Source organism: Stenotrophomonas sp. I18B00994 (assembly GCF_014145825.1).
In the GTDB taxonomy this organism is placed as follows: domain Bacteria; phylum Pseudomonadota; class Gammaproteobacteria; order Xanthomonadales; family Xanthomonadaceae; genus Stenotrophomonas; species Stenotrophomonas maltophilia.
Window position 1 is genome coordinate 35,847 of the sequence record NZ_JACIUW010000013.1, and the last position, 15,619, is coordinate 51,465.

The following is a 15,619-nucleotide window of genomic DNA, read 5'->3' on the forward strand; positions in this document are numbered from 1 at the left end:
AATGCATGGTACCCGCGCCCGGCCGCGGCAACATGCCTTTTGACACAAGTGCGGGCGCCGCCGGCCGGGTTACCCTCGGGCCCTTGTTTGCCTTACCGGAGTTCCTGCCTTGACCACCCGCCTTGCCCTTGCCGTGGCCATGTCCCTCGGCCTTGCCCTGCCCGCCTTCTCGGCCGGCGCCGCCACCCCGGCCGCCAGCAGCACCGCCCAGCAGGCCAATCCGTTCTTCGCCGAAAGCCCGCTGCCGCTGCACTTCCCGCAGTTCGACAAGATCAAGGACAGCGACTTCGCCCCGGCCTTCGACGCCGGCATGGCGCAGCAGCTGAAGGAAGTGGAGGCCATCGCCAACAACAAGGCCAAGCCGACCTTCGACAACACCATCATCGCCCTGGAAAAGAGCGGTGATGTCCTCGACCGCGCGACCACCGTGTTCTTCAGCCTGGTCGGTGCCGACACCAACGACACCCGCAAGAAGCTGCAGGCCGACTACTCGGCGAAGTTCGCCGCGCACAGCGATGCGATCGCGCTGAACGGCAAGCTGTTCGCCCGCATCCAGGCGCTGTATGACACCCGCAGCCAGCTGGGCCTGGACGCCGAAGGCGTGCGCCTGGTCGAGAAGTACTACGACAACTACGTGCGCGCAGGCGCCAAGCTGTCCGACGCCGACAAGGCCAAGCTGAAGGAGATGAACGCCGAGCTGGCCAACCTGGGGACCAAGTTCAGCCAGAACGTGCAGTCGGAGGTGAACGCTTCGGCGATCACCGTCGACGACGTCAAGGAACTGGACGGCCTGTCCAAGGAGCAGATCGCCGCCGCCGCCGAAGCCGCCAAGGCCCGCGGCCAGGACGGCAAGTACGTGATCACCCTGCTCAACACCACCGGCCAGCCGCCGCTGACCAACCTGGCCAACCGCGCCCTGCGCCAGAAGATCTACGAAGCATCGGTGAGCCGCGGCAGCCGCGGCGGTGAGTTCGACAACACCGCGCTGGTCTCGCGCATCATGCAGCTGCGCGCCGACAAGGCCAAGCTGATGGGCTTCCCGAACTTCGCCGCCTACAACCTGACCAACCAGACCGCCAAGACCCCCGAAGCGGTCAACGCGATGCTGGGCAAGCTGGCCCCGGCCGCGGTGGCCAACGCCAAGCGTGAAGCCGCCGACCTGCAGGCGATGATCGACCAGGAACAGAAGGCCGCTGGCAAGCCGACGTTCAAGCTGGAACCGTGGGACTGGGCCTTCTACAGCGAGAAGGTGCGCCAGGCCAAGTACAACTTCGACGAGTCGCAGCTGAAGCCGTACTTCGAAATGAAGAACGTGCTGGAGAACGGCGTGTTCTACGCCGCGGGCCAGGAATTCGGCCTGACCTTCAAGCAGCGCACCGACCTGCCGGTCTACCACGATGACGTCACCGTCTACGACGTGTTCGACGCCGACGGCAGCCAGCTGGCGATCTTCATCTTCGACCCGTATGCACGCGCCTCCAAGCGCGGTGGCGCGTGGATGAACTCCTACGTCTCGCAGTCCAAGCTGACCGGCTTCAAGCCGGTGGTCGCCAATCACCTGAACATTCCGAAGCCGCCGGCCGGCCAGCCGACCCTGCTGACCTGGGACGAGGTGAACACCACGTTCCACGAGTTCGGCCACGCCCTGCACGGCATGTTCTCCAACGTGAAGTACCCGTACTTCTCGGGCACCTCGGTGCCGCGTGACTTCGTCGAGTTCCCCTCGCAGGTCAACGAGATGTGGGCCGACAACCCGGTCATCCTGAAGAACTACGCCAAGCACTACCAGAATGGTTCGGCGATGCCGCAGGCACTGCTGGACAAGGTGCTGGCGGCAGCCAAGTTCAACCAGGGCTTCGCTACCACCGAGTACCTGGGTGCGGCCATGCTGGACCAGCGCTGGCACCAGATCGGCGCCGACCAGGTGCCGGCCGCCAAGGACGTGATGGCCTTCGAGCGCGCCGCGCTGGAGAAGGACGGCATCTACTACGCGCCGGTGCCGCCGCGCTACAAGACCCCGTACTTCAGCCACATCATGGGCGGCTATTCGGCCGGTTACTACGCCTATATCTGGTCGGAAGTGCTCGACGCCAACACCCAGAAGTGGTTCAAGGACAACGGCGGCCTGAGCCGCAAGAACGGCGACCACTTCCGCGCCACCCTGCTGTCCAAGGGCGGCAGCGTCGACGCGATGCAGCTGTTCCGCGATTTCGCCGGCCACGAGCCGCAGATCGAACCGCTGCTGGAAAAGCGTGGCCTGACCGGCGCCGGCAACTGATCGCCCGCGCAGTAGCCTGAAACGAAAAACCGCCTGGGAAACCGGGCGGTTTTTTGTTGTGGTTGGGGTCAGAGCCCTTTTCTGAGAAAAGGGATCTGACCCCGGGGTTTCCGCCCCGCGCTGGCTTCAGCGCGGCGCCACGTACCCGCCCGGCACGCCTTCCGGCGACAGCACCAGCTGCCACAGCTGCGCGTGCCGGCAGCGGAAGGTGGCCATCGATCCGGCCAGGTAGAACCGCCACATGCGGCGGAAATGCTCGTCGTAGCGCGCGTCCAGCTGCGGCCACGCCGCTTCCACGTTGCGTCGCCAAGCCTGCAGGGTGAGGTCGTAGTCGGTGCCGAAGTTGTGCCAGTCCTCCAGCACGAAGCGCCCTTCGAACGCCTTGCTGATCTGCACCGCCGACGGCAGCATTGAATTGGGGAAGATGTAGCGCGCGATCCACGGATCGGTGCGATGCCGCGAGATGTTGGTGCCGATGGTGTGCAGCAGCAGCAACCCGCGCGAAGACAGGCAGCGCCTGGCCACCTCGAAGAAACTGGCGTAGTTCTTGTCGCCGACATGCTCGAACATGCCGATCGAGAAGATCGCATCGAACGGCTCATCCAATTCGCGATAGTCCTGCAAGCGGATCTCGATCGGCAGGCCGGCGCACAGTTCGCGTGCGAACCCGGCCTGTTCCTGCGAAATGGTCACGCCGACGCCGCTGACGCCGTAGCGCTCTGCTGCGAACTTCAGGGCTTCACCCCAGCCACATCCGATGTCCAGCACACGCTGCCCGGGGCGCAGCCCCAGCTTGCGGCAGACCAGGTCCAGCTTGGCCTCCTGCGCGGCATCGAGATCACCGGCATTGCGCCAGTAGCCGCAGCTGTACACCAGGCGTTGGCCGAGCATGGCCTGGTAGAGGTCGTTGCCAAGATCGTAGTGGCGGCGGCCCACTTCGTAGCTGCCCTGCCCGACCTGCAGGTTGAACAGGCGCGCCTTCAGCGCATCGGCCACTTCGCGCCAACCGTGCACCCGTTCATCCAGGTGTGCCTGCATCAGGTGGACGAGGAATTCATCGAGGACGTTGGCATCCCACCAACCGTCCATGTAGCTCTCGCCGAGGCCGAGCGAGCCGTGCGCCATGACCCGCGCGAAAAAGCGCGGGTCATGCACCTGGATGTCCTGTGGCTGGGTGCCGCCGATGCGGACCCCGGCTTCCTGCAGCAGGCCGGCGACCCGCTCCTGCAACCCTGTATCCACGCCACCTCCTCGACTGCGGTCAACCGCGTGCGAACAGCTCCACGTAGTCCTTGGCCACGTGCGGCAACAGCACCGCCGCCGGTACGTCGGCGGTCTGGGTGCCGTCCGAGTATGGACCCACCTGGTACGGCGGGAAAACAAAGCGCAGCGCGGTGATCTGCCCCTTGTCGTTGGTCAGCGGCTGGAACTGGCTGAAATTGTCGGCCTGGGGGCCGGTACCGTCGGCAATCATGCGCGATGCGTTACGCAGCGATTCCTGCAGCTGGGCCGGGTCCATGTCCTCGCCACTGAGGCGGGTGGCCACGCGTTCGCGCAGCTGGTCGGCGACGAAATCACTGATCGCCTTCCAGCCCTTGGCATCGGCCACCAGCTTGTCGGCACTGAGCATCTGTTGCTGCGCCGGCAGCCACACGAAACGCGCCACCAGCGGCTCGCCGTGGGCGCCACCGGTATAGCGGCTGCCATCGGCACTGACCACCACCAGCTGCGGCGTTTCCAGCAGCTTTTCGAAGCTCAACGACAGTTCGTAGGGCATGGTCGGCTTGTCATTGCCGAGCCCGTCCAGTGCCTGCTGCAGGTCGCTGCGTGCGCTGGTTGCGTAGTTCTGCAGCGCGCGCGCCAGGCCCGGGTAGCGATCGATGCCGGCCGGGTAGCTGATGCCCACCACTTCGCGCTCGTTGTTCTCGATCACGTCGCGCAGGTCCAGCGGCGCTTCCGTGGCCGGCGTTTCACCTGCGGCAGTGGCCTCGGCGGCGGGAGCCGCGTCGGTCGCCGGTGCCGGCTCGCTTTCACGCTGGCAACCGGCCAGCAACAGCACGCCCACCACGCCGGCCAGCACGCTGCCGTGCAATGGCCGGTTGTTTCCAATCTTCATCGGGATCCCCTGTTCATGTTTGTACATCATCGCCTGCCATGGCTGAAGCGTGGCCCGCTGGCATTCAGCCAGCGAGCAGGTCGTGGTACTCCTCGTGCCGCTGCAGGAAGGCCTCGGCGTAGGAACATGCCGGCACCACCTTGTACTTCTGCTCGCGGGCAAAGCGCAGTGCCACGCGGGTCAGCTCACCTGCGATGCCACGGCCGGCAATCGGCTCGGGTACCTCGGTGTGGGTGATGACCATGCGCCTGCGTTTGATCTGGTAATCGAGCACCGCCAGCTGTCCGCGCACACGGGCGGTGAAGCGATGGTTGGCCAGGTCGTGTTCGACCTCATAGGCCAGACCGGGGGGCGTGACCGAAGCCATGGAACTGTCTCCTGCGGCGACTGCGTGGATGGTGCGCAGCCGGGCGCCATGATCGCGTGAAGCCTGAACAGGGGCAAGTCCAATCCATTCACGTCAGTTTTCGACCCTCAAGCTGGAGCGAGGACGGCCGCTATCGCCTGTGGAGGGGTACGGCCATGCTGGCACGGCCCTTGCGACCGTTGATCATGCGCACCACCGCGGAGGCTCCGATGCACCCCAGCGATTCCCATTCCGACACCGACCGCGCCCTGCTGGAGGGCCTGCTGCAGCTGGCGGTGGAAGGGCAGACCGAAGATCAGGATTTCCAGCGCATCGGCGAAGAGGTATTCGCCCGCCTGCTGGACACCTACGGCCAGCAGACCCGCGCCTGACCAGGAGCGGGTCCCTGCCCCCGGGGGCGGATCCAGTGGATCCGACCCCAGCCCCCTCAACCGCCGCCGAGGCGGAAGGTCGGGTTGGAAAGCTCGCGCAGGAAGTGGGTGAAGATGCTCGGCTGCATGGCCAGCATGAAGATCACACCGAACGCCGCGCCCGCCAAGTGGGCGCTGTGGTTGATGCGATCACCACCGCGCTTGTCCATCCAGATGCTGTAGCCCACGTAGAACGCGGCATAGACAATGGCCGGTGCCGGGATGAAGAACACCAGGATGATCGACCACGGCTTGATCAGGATGAAGGCGAACAACACCGCCGACACCGCACCGGACGCGCCCAGGCTGAGGTAGTTCGGGTTCTTCTGGTTCTTCAAGTAGCTGGGCAGGATCGAGACCAGCAGCGCACCGATGTAGAACGCCGGATAGGTCAGGTAGCTGCCGGTCAGCTGCACCATCACGCTCTCGATGAATCCCCCGAAGAAGAACAGGGTGATCATGTTGAAGATCAGGTGCGACCAGTCGGCGTGGATGAAGCCATAGGTCACCAGCCGGTCGTACTGGCGGTGACGGTCGATGGCCGGCGGCCACAGGATCAGGCGGTCGGCCAGCTTGCGGTTGTTGAACGCCATCCACGACAGGAGGGCGGTGATGGCGATCAACAGCAGATTGACGGGGGTCATGTCAGGCTCAGGCGCTACGGTAGTTGTCGACCATACGATAGCGTTTCGCGTACCAACCGAAGGCCAACGCCGCAACGAAGGCGAAACCGGCGAAGAAGAACATCAGGAATGCCGCCTCGCTCAGGCCCGTACTGGCGATCTTGTGGGTCACCGCATCGTTGCGCACAGCAGCGTTGGACAGCAGCACCCACAGGTTGCCGATGGTGGTGGTCAGGTTCCAGAAGCTCATCACCACGCCCTTCATCGCCTGCGGCGCCTGGCTGTAGGCGAACTCCAGGCCGGTGGCCGAGACCAGCACCTCACCGAAGGTCAGCAGCGCATACGGCAGCATCTGCCAGAAGATCAACATGGCATTGCCACCGTCCATCACCACCTGGATGCCGCCGACCACGATCCAGGCCAGGCCACTGAAGGCGATGCCGGCGGTCATGCGGCGCAGCGCGGTCGGCTCGAAGCCGAAGCGGCGCAGGGCCGGGTACAGCACCAGGTTGTTGAACGGAATCAGGATCATTACCAGCAGCGGGTTCAGCGCCTGCATCTGCGAGGCGGTGAACCAGCTCGGCATCTGCATCTGCTGGCCCTGCAGGACCCAGGTCGAGGCCTTCTGGTCAAACAGCGAGAAGAACGGCGTGGTCAGCGCGAAGATCACCAGCACGCGCAGCACGGAGCGTACACCTTCCACGGCTTCGGTCGGGTGCAGGCCACGGGCGCGATCGAGCTGCATCCAGGTGCCACCGCCAATACCGGCCAGGATCGACACCAGCGCCAGGCACAGGCAGATGACGATGCCCAGCGAGCCAACCAGGCCGAACGAGGCCACTGCCAGGACCAGGCCGAGTACGGCGATCACCAGGCCCGGACGGCCCTGGCCGGCCACGCGCGTGGTCAGCGCGGTACGCACCACGTTGGCGAACGAATGCGGGTCCTTCGGCGGGAGCGGCACCAGCACGTAGCGCTTGCGGCCCAGCCAGAACACGAAGGTGGCGATGAACATCAGGATGCCCGGGATGCCGAACGCCCACTGCGGGCCCCAGTTCTTCAGCACCAGCGGGATCAGCAGCGAGGCGAACAGCGAGCCGAAGTTGATGATCCAGTAGAAGGCGTCGAAAACGATCTTGGCCAGGTGCTTGTTGCTCTGGTCGAACTGGTCGCCCATGAACGAGGCCACCAGCGGCTTGATGCCACCGGCACCCAGCGCGATCAGGCCCAGACCGAGGAAGAAGCCCTCGCGGCTGTTCTCGAACAGCGCCAGGCACAGATGGCCGGCACAGTAGACCAGGCTGAACCAGAGAATGGTGTGGTACTTGCCGAAGAACCTGTCGGCCAGCCAGCCTCCGAGCAGCGGGAAGAAATACACGCCGATCATGAAGCTGTGCATGATGTCCTTGGCTTCACCGGCACGGCCTTCCGCAGTGATTTCCTGCAGCAGCAGCGAGGTGATCAGGAACTGCACCAGGATGTTGCGCATCCCGTAGAAACTGAACCGCTCGCAGGCCTCATTGCCGATGATGTACGGGATCTGGCGCGGCATCTTTCCCTGGCCGGCGATGGGGGCAACTGCGTCGTGGCTCATCCTGTAAGGCAATCCTGCAAAGCGAAAGGCGCAAGGTTACCGGAAGCGGGGCTTGCGAAGCACGCTGCAGGGCTGCATGACAACGGTGCCAATCCATGGCAGGCAACGTCACTACATGCCGGAAGTCACGGCACCTGCACGACAAAAGCGTAAACTTATCGTTATGCGCCCCCTCGCCCACGCCCGTCTCCTGCTCAGCTGTCTCGTGCTGCTGCTGGCGTTGCAGGCACAGGCGCGGCCGCAGGCACCGGCCGCCGCCAGCGGTGAGGCCGAGCCCCGGCAGCTGACCGTGGCCGCGCTGGAACTGCCCAGCCGCGATGATGCGCAGTGGAAGCAGCGCCGCGAACAGGTGGCGCACCTGCTCACCGAGCTGCAGCCGGACGTGATCTCCGTACAGCAGGTGCTGCAGCAGCAGGGCCGCAATCCGGCCTGCTGGCTGGCCAGCCGGCTGCGCTACAGCTGCGACTTCGTTACCGCCGATCCGCCCAGCCAGCCGTTGCGGCACGGCAACGCGATGCTGACCCGGCTGCCGGTCAGCGAGGATGGCGTAACCCTGCTGCACCCACCCGGAACCTTCAGCGCCGCCGGCATGATGCGGCTGAAGCTGGGCCAGGCGCTGGTCAACATCTATGTGGCACGGCTGCGCCCGGACCCGGACGAGGCCACTGCCCGCCAGCACCAGACCAGCGACCTGATGACCTGGATAGGCGCCACCGCCGAGGGCATGCCCAGCCTGATCGCCGGTGATTTCTCGGCAACCACCGTCGAGCTCGTGCGCAGTACCCCGGGGTTCCAGCCGGCCCGGCGCAATCCGGGCGGCCGCCCCGAGCCGCCGGCGGCCAGCGGCGGTGGCGCCAGTGGTCATGGCCTGGACGTGCTGTTCCAGGTCAAGCACTTCGGCGGCATCCGCCAGCAGCCGATCCTGCTGCCGGCCGACGGTGACCTGCCGGGCCTGCGTCTGGGCGTAATGGCCACCCTGCGCCTGCAGGGCGATACGGCCACGGCCGGCACTACCAATGCGGAAAACAAAAAGGCCGGGGTCTCCCCCGGCCTTTTCATTTCATCTAGCCAACGAGATCAGGCAATCGCTTCCTGGTAACGGCGCTCGACTTCGTTCCAGTCGATGACGTTGAAGAACGCGCCGATGTATTCCGGGCGGCGGTTCTGGTACTTCAGGTAGTACGCGTGTTCCCACACGTCCAGGCCGAGGATGGGGGTGTTGCCTTCCATCAGCGGGCTGTCCTGGTTGCCGGTGCTCTCGACCACCACCTTCTTGTCCGGAGTCACGCTCAGCCAGGCCCAGCCGCTGCCGAAACGGGTCAGCGCTGCCTTGGTGAAGGCGTCCTTGAACTTGTCGAAGCCGCCCAGGTCCTTGTCGATGGCCTTGGCCACGTCGCCCACCGGGTTACCGCCAGCGTTCGGTGCCATCACGGTCCAGAACAGCGAGTGGTTGGCATGGCCGCCACCGTTGTTGCGCACCGGACCCTGCAGGTTCTCCGGCAGCGACTTGAGCTTCTTCACCAGTTCTTCGACCGGCAGGTCAGCGTACTCGGTGCCTTCCAGCGCCGCGTTGACGTTGTTGATGTAGGTCTGGTGATGCTTGGTGTGATGGATTTCCATCGTCGCCGCATCGATATGCGGTTCCAGCGCGTCGTAGGCGTAGGACAGCTTGGGCAGGGTATAGGCCATGATGCATCTCCTGATTGCGAGGGCACCCGACGGTGTCGGGCGTTGCGCGGTGAATGATGGGGACAGACCGCCAGATTACCAAGGTGGATGTAAAGGAAATTGCGTCCTGCCGGTGAGCACGAGGGCAATTGTTACGCAGCGGTGACGCAGCGCCGTCCTCATGCACCGTGCAGCGCGCAGGCGCTACAGTGCGAGCACCACCCTCGCCCGCTTCCTTGCCCATGCGCAACCCCCGGCTGCTGATCACCGCCATCGCCCTGCTGCTGCTCGGCCTGGTCGTCAACCATTTCATGCAGCGCCCGCCGGCGCCGCAGTTCGCGCCGGACCTGCAGGGTGCGCCTGCCGCGCGCGCACCGGCCACGGCCACGCCCGGCAAGGGCAACGGTCTGCCCGCCTTCCTGCCCGCCGAAGCCCTGCAGACGATCGCGCTGATCCAGCGCGGCGGGCCGTTCCCGCACCGCCAGGATGGCAGCACCTTCGGCAACCGCGAACAGCAGCTGCCGCAGCGTCCGCGCGGTTACTACCGCGAATACACCGTGGACACCCCCGGCGCGCGCACCCGTGGCACGCGCCGCATCGTCACCGGCGGCGATCCGCCGGAGGCGTGGTACTACACCGACGACCACTACGCATCGTTCCGCAGCTTCACCGTACCAGCCCAGGGAGCGCAGTGATGAGCCACGATGATTTCGGCCTCGGCCTGCATGACATCAACAATGCCGGCGTCTACGCCATCGACAGCGACGACATCGACGCACTGGCCGCAGCGATGCGCGATGCCGGCCTGAAGGTGATCCGCATCGACCTGGAAGGCGTGGCCGACAAGCGCACCCTGCTCGCCCGGCTGGCGGCGCAGCTGGATTTCCCGGCTGGCTTCGGCGGCAACTGGGATGCACTGTCGGACAACCTGCGTGATCTGCAATGGCTGCCGGCCGACGGTTACGCGCTGTTCCTGGCCGACGTGGATACGTTGCGCGCCTCCACACAGAAGGATTTCGACACGTTGCTGGACGTGATGGACGAAGCCAGCCGCGACTGGGTCGGCCGCGACGTGCCGTTCTGGGTGTTCCTGTCGCAGAGCGCGTAGGGCAATGCCCTGGTAGAGGCCGACCTTGGTCGGCATGCGCTGGTGCCTTGGTAGAGGCCGACCTCGGTCGGCGCTTCTGTGCCAATCAACGTTGGCACCTACCCAAGCGCGAGCCGGCCAGCGTGTGGCGCGCGCGCCTTGCCTAGCGGCTCCCGTTATCTTCCTGCAGCTCTTTCTTGAACGGAACGTCCGGCGGCGGCCGTGCCACCGCCGGCTGGTCCTGCATGTTCGGATTGGTGAGGCCGCAGCCGCCACCCGCCTGCAGGATCGAGATCACGCAGGAGATCTTCGTACCGGTGCCCGGCAACGGAATCTCCATCGACTTGATGCCCTTGCGCACCCATTCGGCCAGCAGTGATTCCTGCGGCACCCAGTACTTGTCGAACGAGGTCGGCGTGTAGTCGTACGGCGGTCGCTTCAACCAGGTGCCAGACTGCGCGATGCGCTCCTTGCTCCAGCCATCGTTGGCGCCCCCGGGGGCACCACGTTCGGCGTGACCGCCACCTTCCTGCCCCGGCACGCGCACGCTGCCGTCGGCATTGAACAGGCCATTGCCCTTGCCGGCGGCACTGGCCTGGCTTGCGCCCCTGCTGGCGCCGTCGTGGTTGCGGCTCGACGCGCCCCAGTCGTCGCCCTTGGCAGGCGTAGCCCAGTTGCCCGGGTTGGAAGCCGGACGCGCGCCGGCCTGGGCCGGTGTCGTGCTGGAGGCGGATGGCCGTGGCGTGCTGCTGTTGGCCTGGGTTGCAGTGCTACTGGCCGCAGACGCCGGCGTTGCCGCTGGCGCGCTGCCACTGGACGTTGAAGGCGCCGCCGCGGGTGCCGACGCAACTTCGCGCTCGCGCACCTGCAGGTCACGGCCTGCCGGCGCACGCACGGTCGGCTCGCGCCCGGGCACAGCAGCCATCCGTACCTGCGGATCGACCACGGCCTGCACTTCGCGCTCGCGCACCTGCACATCGCGCTGCGGCACACGGACCTGTACATCGGCCGTGCGCAGCGGCTGCGATATCGCCGGTGCATCGACCGTACTGATTTCACGCTCCTGCACCGGGATGTCACGCAGCTGCGGCGTCCGCACCGCGATCTCCGGCGCACGCAGTGCGGCAGGGGCCGGCGGCGCCTGCACCGGCTGCAAGCTGCGCTCGCGCACCGTCGGTACCGTGTCGCGCGGCACGATGCTGATCTCCGTGCGCGGCACGCTGACAGGCGGCACCACGAAATCCGCACTGGCCTCGGCTACTTCGGTGGCCTGCACCGGAGACGGCGGCGGTGCCGCGACCGGCGCCGGCTCGGATTCGGCGGGCGGCGGTGGCACGCTGGCCACTGCAGCCGGAGCGGGTGCGGACGCAGCTGCCGACGCGGACGCCGGACGCGGCTCAGGCGCCGTTGCGGCCCCTGCGTTCTGGCCAGCTGCAACCTGGCCCGGCGGTGCAGCGGCCGCCGCTTCCGCACCTGGCTGATCGCCACCGCCCTCCTGGGTAGCGCGACCGACGAACTCCACCTGCACGCGCTCGCCCTCGGCGCCTTGTTCTTCCGGCGCCGAGGTGCGGATCACTGCCACCCATAGCAGCAGCATGAAGAACAGCAGATGCAGCAGCGCACTGGCCAAGGCCGAGACCCAGCGCATCCAGCGCTGGTCGCGCGGCGCAGCATCCCAGTCCTGCCAGAACAGACGGCGCAACGCTTGCCAGGGTGACAACCGGGGCAACTGCCCGGGTGGCCCCGGCAGCGGACGCGGCAGCAGCACCGCGATCAACTCGCTGGCGTGCAGCGGCCGCGGCAACGGACCGAGCGAGCGCAGCCACAGCGCCCAGCCGTACGGCAGGCGCGTGGTTTTCTCCAGGACGGCCCTGGGCTGCTGGCGGGCCAGCAGCAGGTCGATGAACTGCTCGGCCCGGGTCAGAGGCACGCGTCAGCGATCAGGCGGCGTTGCCGCGAGGGATATACGGCGCGTGGCCACTGTCGTGGTCGGTCGCGTCGCGCACGGCGGTCACGCCCGGCACGCGGCCCATCAGTGTCTTTTCAATGCCCTGCTTGAGGGTCACGTCGGCCATGCCGCAGCCCTGGCAACCGCCACCGAAGCGCAGCAGCACCACGCCTTCGGCCGAAACTTCCTGCACGGCCACCTTGCCGCCATGAGAGGCCAGCTGCGGATTGATTTCGTTTTCCACCACCCAGTGCACGCGCTCGACCAGCGAGGCGGCATCGCCGGGCGCTTCGCCCTTGATGCGCGGCGCCTTGATGGTCAGCTGCTGGGTACCGGCACTGCCGGCGACGATGTCGATCTCGGCGCCATCGAGCCAACCGACGCTGCCGGCATCAACGTAGAGCGTGAAACCATCGCAGTCCACCGCCCACTCGTCGCCGAGCAGGTCGGTCGGTTCGGCGAACTCCAGCCGGGCGTCGGCGCGCGGGGTGCCGGGATCGACCGCGCTCAAGCGCACACCCATGCCGGGCACGCCCTCGCGTTCGATCAGCTTGCGGAAATGGGTCTGGGCAGTGTCGGAGATCTGGATCATCAGGCTATTCTAGCCAAGTAAGCGTCAGCCGCTCATTCGATTTATACACCGTCCGGCGCATTGTTCAGTCAACACGAGGTGGAGATTCCCATGGCCGACCTGATTCCACTGGCCCAGGCCCGTTGCGTGCCGCGCAAAGGCAGCGACCACAAGCTCGGCGAAGCCCGCCTGGCCGAACTGCTGCCGCAGATTCCCGGCTGGGAGCTGAGCGAGGGCGGACAGGCCCTGACGCGCACCTTCCGCTTCAAGGATTACTACGCCACCATGGCCTTCGTGAACGCGCTGGCCTGGATTGCCCACCGCGAGGACCACCATCCGGACCTGGGCGTGCACTACGACCGCGCTGTGGTGCGCTTTTCCACCCACGACGTGGGCGGCCTGAGCGAGAACGACTTTATCTGCGCTGCGAAGACTTCGGCCCTGACGGAGCAACTGCCATGAACGTACGCTTGCTGAGCCTGTCCCTGATTGCTGCGACCGGCCTGGCCGGCTGTGGCCCGTCGGAACCGCCGGCACCACCGCCGCCGCCGCCGACCGAAGTAGCCGCGGTGAAGACGCCGCCACCGCAGTACCCGCTTGAACTGGCCTGCATGGGCGTAGGCGGCACCAGCACCTTCAAGGTGACCATCGGCACCGACGGCAAGCCAAGCGAGGTCGCCCTGTTGACCGGCGCCGGCAACCCGCAGCTGGACGAACTGGCCAAAACGGCCGTTCAGGGCTGGCAGTTCAAGGCTGCCACCCGCAACGGCGCTGCCGTGCCGGCCACCATCCAGGTACCGGTCAGCTTCAACCCGCCGCAGCCGAAGCCCGATCAGTGCTTCGCCATCGAAGAACGCCTGCGCCGCGGCGGCTGATCGCGCGCGCCCCGACGAGGCCAGCCGACGCCCGCCTCGCCCTCCCCGCCCCGGGCTCATCCGGGGCGGCTGTCTGTTGACCAGGACCGCGTCGGTACATGCTGCAGATTCCCCCCGAAAATGTCTGGATCGCACTGGCGGTCACCCTCGCGGCCGGTCTGGCCACTGCCATCGGCAGCCTGCTGGTGCTGTTCTCGCGCCGCCCCAATCCGCGCCTGCTGGCGTTCGGCTTGGCCTTCGCCGGCGGCGCGATGGTCTACGTGTCGCTATCGGAAATCCTCAACAAGTCCATCGCATCGTTCGCCCTGGCCTATGGCGAGCGCACCGGCTTCACCTACGGCACCTTGGCCTTCCTGGCCGGCGTGATCGTGATCGTGCTGATCGACCACTTCATTCCCAACCCGCATGACAGCCTGGACAAGCAGGACCCTGCGTTCCGCGAAAACAGTCGCGAGTACCTGAAGCGGGTCGCGCTGCTGACCTCGGTGGCGATCACCGCGCACAATTTCCCGGAAGGCCTGGCGACCTTCTTCGCTACGCTGGAAAGTCCGTCGGTGGGCATGCCGCTGGCCTTCGCCATCGCCATCCACAATATTCCCGAGGGCATCGCGATCGCGGTGCCGGTGTACTTCGCCACCCAGAACAAGTTCTATGCGTTCAGCGCCAGCCTGCTGTCGGGTCTGGCCGAACCGGTCGGCGCGGCGCTGGGCTACTGGCTGCTGTCCGGATCACTGTCGCACGCCACCTTCGGCTGGGTGTTCGGACTGATCGCCGGCGTGATGGTGTTCCTGGCGCTGGACGAACTGCTGCCGGCAGCCAAGCGCTATGCCAAGGGCCACGAGACGGTATATGGCCTGGTGGCCGGCATGGGCACCCTGGCGATCAGCCTGGTGCTGTTCAAGTGGTGAACGGCCCAGAAGGGTGCATCCACGCATGGCGTGGATCTACCCGAACAAGGTAGCGGCCGGGCATGGCCCGGCGCTACCCGGCCATTGTCAGCGGAGGCGATCCAGCGCCTCGACCAGCTCATCGGCCAGCGGCGCGTTCAGCACATACGGGCTCTTGCCATCGTCCAGCGCGAACTCCAGCGAGGCCGCGTGCAGGAACAGACGCTTCAGCCCGATCTGCTCACGAAGCCGCTTGTTGACCGCCGGATCGCCGTATTTATCGTCGCCGGCCACCGGATGACCCAGGTGCTGGGCATGCACGCGGATCTGGTGGGTACGGCCGGTCTCGATGCGCACCTCGCAATAGGAATGGCCGCCGCGGCGCTCCAGCACCCGGAAGTGGCTGATCGATTCCTTGCCGATCGCGTTGACCTGCACATGGCGCTCGCCGCCCTGGCGCAGGCCGACATGCAGCGGCGCATCGACCGTCATCACCCCGTCGGGCATGCGCCCGGCCAGCAGGGTCAGGTAGCGCTTGCGGATGCCGGCGCCGTGGTCTTCACGCAGCAGCGCCTGCAGTTCGCTCAGCGCCGAGCGCTTCTTGGCCACGATCAGCAGGCCCGAGGTGTCGCGATCCAGCCGGTGGACCAGCTCCAGGGTCTGCCCCGGGCGCAGCGCGCGCAGGGTCTCGATGGCGCCGAAGCTGATGCCGCTGCCGCCGTGGCTGGCCACGCCGGTGGGCTTGTTCAGGGCCAGCAGGAGCGCGTCCTCGAAGACGATGGCCTGCTCCAGCCGGCGCATGAATGCCTCCGGGGGACCCACCTTGTCTCCCTCTTCAGTGAGACGAACCGGCGGCACGCGCACTTCGTCGCCCGCCTCCAGCTTGCGCTCGGCCTTGGCGCGGCCACCGTTGACCCGCACCTGGCCACTGCGCACCAGCTTGTAGACCAGGCTGCGCGGGGCCCCCTTCAGCTGGCCGAGCAGGAAGTTGTCCAGGCGCTGGCCGGCGCGGTCGGCGGGAACGGTGATCATGCGCACGGAAGGCTTGTCGCCAGCGGGCTTGGTGGGGTCTTGGGCGGTCATCAGGCTGTTTATTCTGTTACACTCGGGGGGCGAGATAAGGGATTGATTTCGTTGGAAGTTACTCAGGGCCAGAAGCCCAGCTTCCGACGAATCCGGCACAGTGCGCGACCAC

The 15,619-nt window shown here is 66.4% G+C and carries 17 protein-coding genes; 8 read left to right on the forward strand and 9 right to left on the reverse strand.

Annotated elements, in window-relative coordinates:
* The first annotated feature begins 109 nt into the window (after nucleotides 1–109).
* Nucleotides 110–2,278 carry a M3 family metallopeptidase gene (locus tag H4O10_RS14965; RefSeq protein ID WP_033832920.1) on the forward strand — a complete coding sequence of 723 codons (2,169 nt, stop codon included), beginning with the start codon at nucleotides 110–112 and terminating at the stop codon, nucleotides 2,276–2,278.
* Nucleotides 2,279–2,404: 126 nt separating this feature from the next.
* Here the strand turns inward: H4O10_RS14965 and cfa are convergent, their stop codons facing one another.
* Genes cfa through H4O10_RS14980 form a run of 3 tightly spaced genes read right to left on the reverse strand, consistent with a single transcriptional unit; the run spans nucleotide 2,405 to nucleotide 4,761 of the window.
* A complete protein-coding gene (gene cfa, locus H4O10_RS14970; protein WP_005413964.1) occupies nucleotides 2,405–3,520 on the reverse strand; it encodes a cyclopropane fatty acyl phospholipid synthase in 1,116 nt (371 codons plus the stop codon).
* 19 nt (nucleotides 3,521–3,539) lie between these two features.
* On the reverse strand, nucleotides 3,540–4,421 hold the full coding sequence (locus H4O10_RS14975; RefSeq protein ID WP_005410304.1) for a DUF3298 and DUF4163 domain-containing protein: 882 nt from the start codon (nucleotides 4,419–4,421) through the stop codon (nucleotides 3,540–3,542).
* 37 nt (nucleotides 4,422–4,458) lie between these two features.
* Nucleotides 4,459–4,761, reverse strand: a complete 303-nt coding sequence (locus H4O10_RS14980) for a GNAT family N-acetyltransferase (protein WP_005410305.1) — start codon at nucleotides 4,759–4,761, stop codon at nucleotides 4,459–4,461.
* A gap of 209 nt (nucleotides 4,762–4,970) precedes the next feature.
* On the opposite strand from H4O10_RS14980, the gene H4O10_RS14985 reads away from it, so the two are divergent.
* Nucleotides 4,971–5,132, forward strand: a complete 162-nt coding sequence (locus H4O10_RS14985) for a hypothetical protein (protein ID WP_005413966.1) — start codon at nucleotides 4,971–4,973, stop codon at nucleotides 5,130–5,132.
* 56 nt (nucleotides 5,133–5,188) lie between these two features.
* Here the strand turns inward: H4O10_RS14985 and H4O10_RS14990 are convergent, their stop codons facing one another.
* Both H4O10_RS14990 and H4O10_RS14995 read right to left on the reverse strand, forming a co-directional pair.
* On the reverse strand, nucleotides 5,189–5,815 hold the full coding sequence (locus H4O10_RS14990; RefSeq protein ID WP_005410307.1) for a rhomboid family intramembrane serine protease: 627 nt from the start codon (nucleotides 5,813–5,815) through the stop codon (nucleotides 5,189–5,191).
* A 7-nt stretch (nucleotides 5,816–5,822) separates the two neighbouring features.
* Nucleotides 5,823–7,388 (reverse strand): oligopeptide:H+ symporter, encoded by a 1,566-nt coding sequence (locus H4O10_RS14995; protein WP_180845737.1) that lies wholly within the window; start codon nucleotides 7,386–7,388, stop codon nucleotides 5,823–5,825.
* Between the two features lie 163 nt (nucleotides 7,389–7,551).
* Here H4O10_RS14995 and H4O10_RS15000 point away from each other — a divergent pair, with 163 nt between their 5' ends.
* The gene (locus tag H4O10_RS15000; RefSeq protein ID WP_259394426.1) at nucleotides 7,552–8,487 is read left to right on the forward strand and encodes an endonuclease/exonuclease/phosphatase family protein; all 936 of its coding nucleotides are present in this window, start codon (nucleotides 7,552–7,554) and stop codon (nucleotides 8,485–8,487) included.
* On the opposite strand, the gene H4O10_RS15005 is transcribed toward H4O10_RS15000, so the two are convergent.
* Nucleotides 8,466–9,077, reverse strand: a complete 612-nt coding sequence (locus tag H4O10_RS15005) for a superoxide dismutase (protein WP_005410310.1) — start codon at nucleotides 9,075–9,077, stop codon at nucleotides 8,466–8,468. The genes H4O10_RS15000 and H4O10_RS15005 overlap by 22 nt on opposite strands.
* 221 nt (nucleotides 9,078–9,298) lie before the next feature.
* Between H4O10_RS15005 and H4O10_RS15010 the strand changes: the two genes are divergently transcribed.
* Together H4O10_RS15010 and H4O10_RS15015 are read left to right on the forward strand one after the other, a co-directional pair.
* On the forward strand, nucleotides 9,299–9,751 hold the full coding sequence (locus H4O10_RS15010; RefSeq protein ID WP_033832926.1) for a ribonuclease domain-containing protein: 453 nt from the start codon (nucleotides 9,299–9,301) through the stop codon (nucleotides 9,749–9,751).
* The gene (locus tag H4O10_RS15015) at nucleotides 9,751–10,164 is read left to right on the forward strand and encodes a barstar family protein (protein WP_033832927.1); all 414 of its coding nucleotides are present in this window, start codon (nucleotides 9,751–9,753) and stop codon (nucleotides 10,162–10,164) included. Before H4O10_RS15010 ends, H4O10_RS15015 begins: the two co-directional genes overlap by 1 nt.
* Nucleotides 10,165–10,306: 142 nt before the next feature.
* Here H4O10_RS15015 and H4O10_RS15020 read toward each other — a convergent pair whose 3' ends face one another.
* Both H4O10_RS15020 and H4O10_RS15025 read right to left on the reverse strand, forming a co-directional pair.
* On the reverse strand, nucleotides 10,307–12,073 hold the full coding sequence (locus tag H4O10_RS15020; RefSeq protein WP_049452162.1) for a hypothetical protein: 1,767 nt from the start codon (nucleotides 12,071–12,073) through the stop codon (nucleotides 10,307–10,309).
* Between the two features lie 10 nt (nucleotides 12,074–12,083).
* Nucleotides 12,084–12,683 (reverse strand): NfuA family Fe-S biogenesis protein, encoded by a 600-nt coding sequence (locus H4O10_RS15025; RefSeq protein ID WP_005410314.1) that lies wholly within the window; start codon nucleotides 12,681–12,683, stop codon nucleotides 12,084–12,086.
* A gap of 90 nt (nucleotides 12,684–12,773) precedes the next feature.
* On the opposite strand from H4O10_RS15025, the gene H4O10_RS15030 reads away from it, so the two are divergent.
* From H4O10_RS15030 to zupT, 3 genes are all read left to right on the forward strand, one after another.
* Entirely contained in the window at nucleotides 12,774–13,124 is a 351-nt protein-coding gene (locus H4O10_RS15030; protein WP_005410315.1) for a 4a-hydroxytetrahydrobiopterin dehydratase, read from the forward strand.
* Nucleotides 13,121–13,537, forward strand: coding sequence for an energy transducer TonB (locus H4O10_RS15035; protein ID WP_005410316.1), 417 nt, complete (start codon nucleotides 13,121–13,123; stop codon nucleotides 13,535–13,537). The genes H4O10_RS15030 and H4O10_RS15035 overlap by 4 nt, the downstream gene beginning before the upstream one ends.
* 98 nt (nucleotides 13,538–13,635) lie before the next feature.
* Entirely contained in the window at nucleotides 13,636–14,445 is an 810-nt protein-coding gene (zupT, locus tag H4O10_RS15040) for a zinc transporter ZupT (protein WP_012480802.1), read from the forward strand.
* A gap of 87 nt (nucleotides 14,446–14,532) precedes the next feature.
* Here zupT and H4O10_RS15045 read toward each other — a convergent pair whose 3' ends face one another.
* A complete protein-coding gene (locus H4O10_RS15045) occupies nucleotides 14,533–15,507 on the reverse strand; it encodes an RluA family pseudouridine synthase (RefSeq protein WP_182681058.1) in 975 nt (324 codons plus the stop codon).
* Between the last annotated feature and the right edge of the window lie 112 nt (nucleotides 15,508–15,619).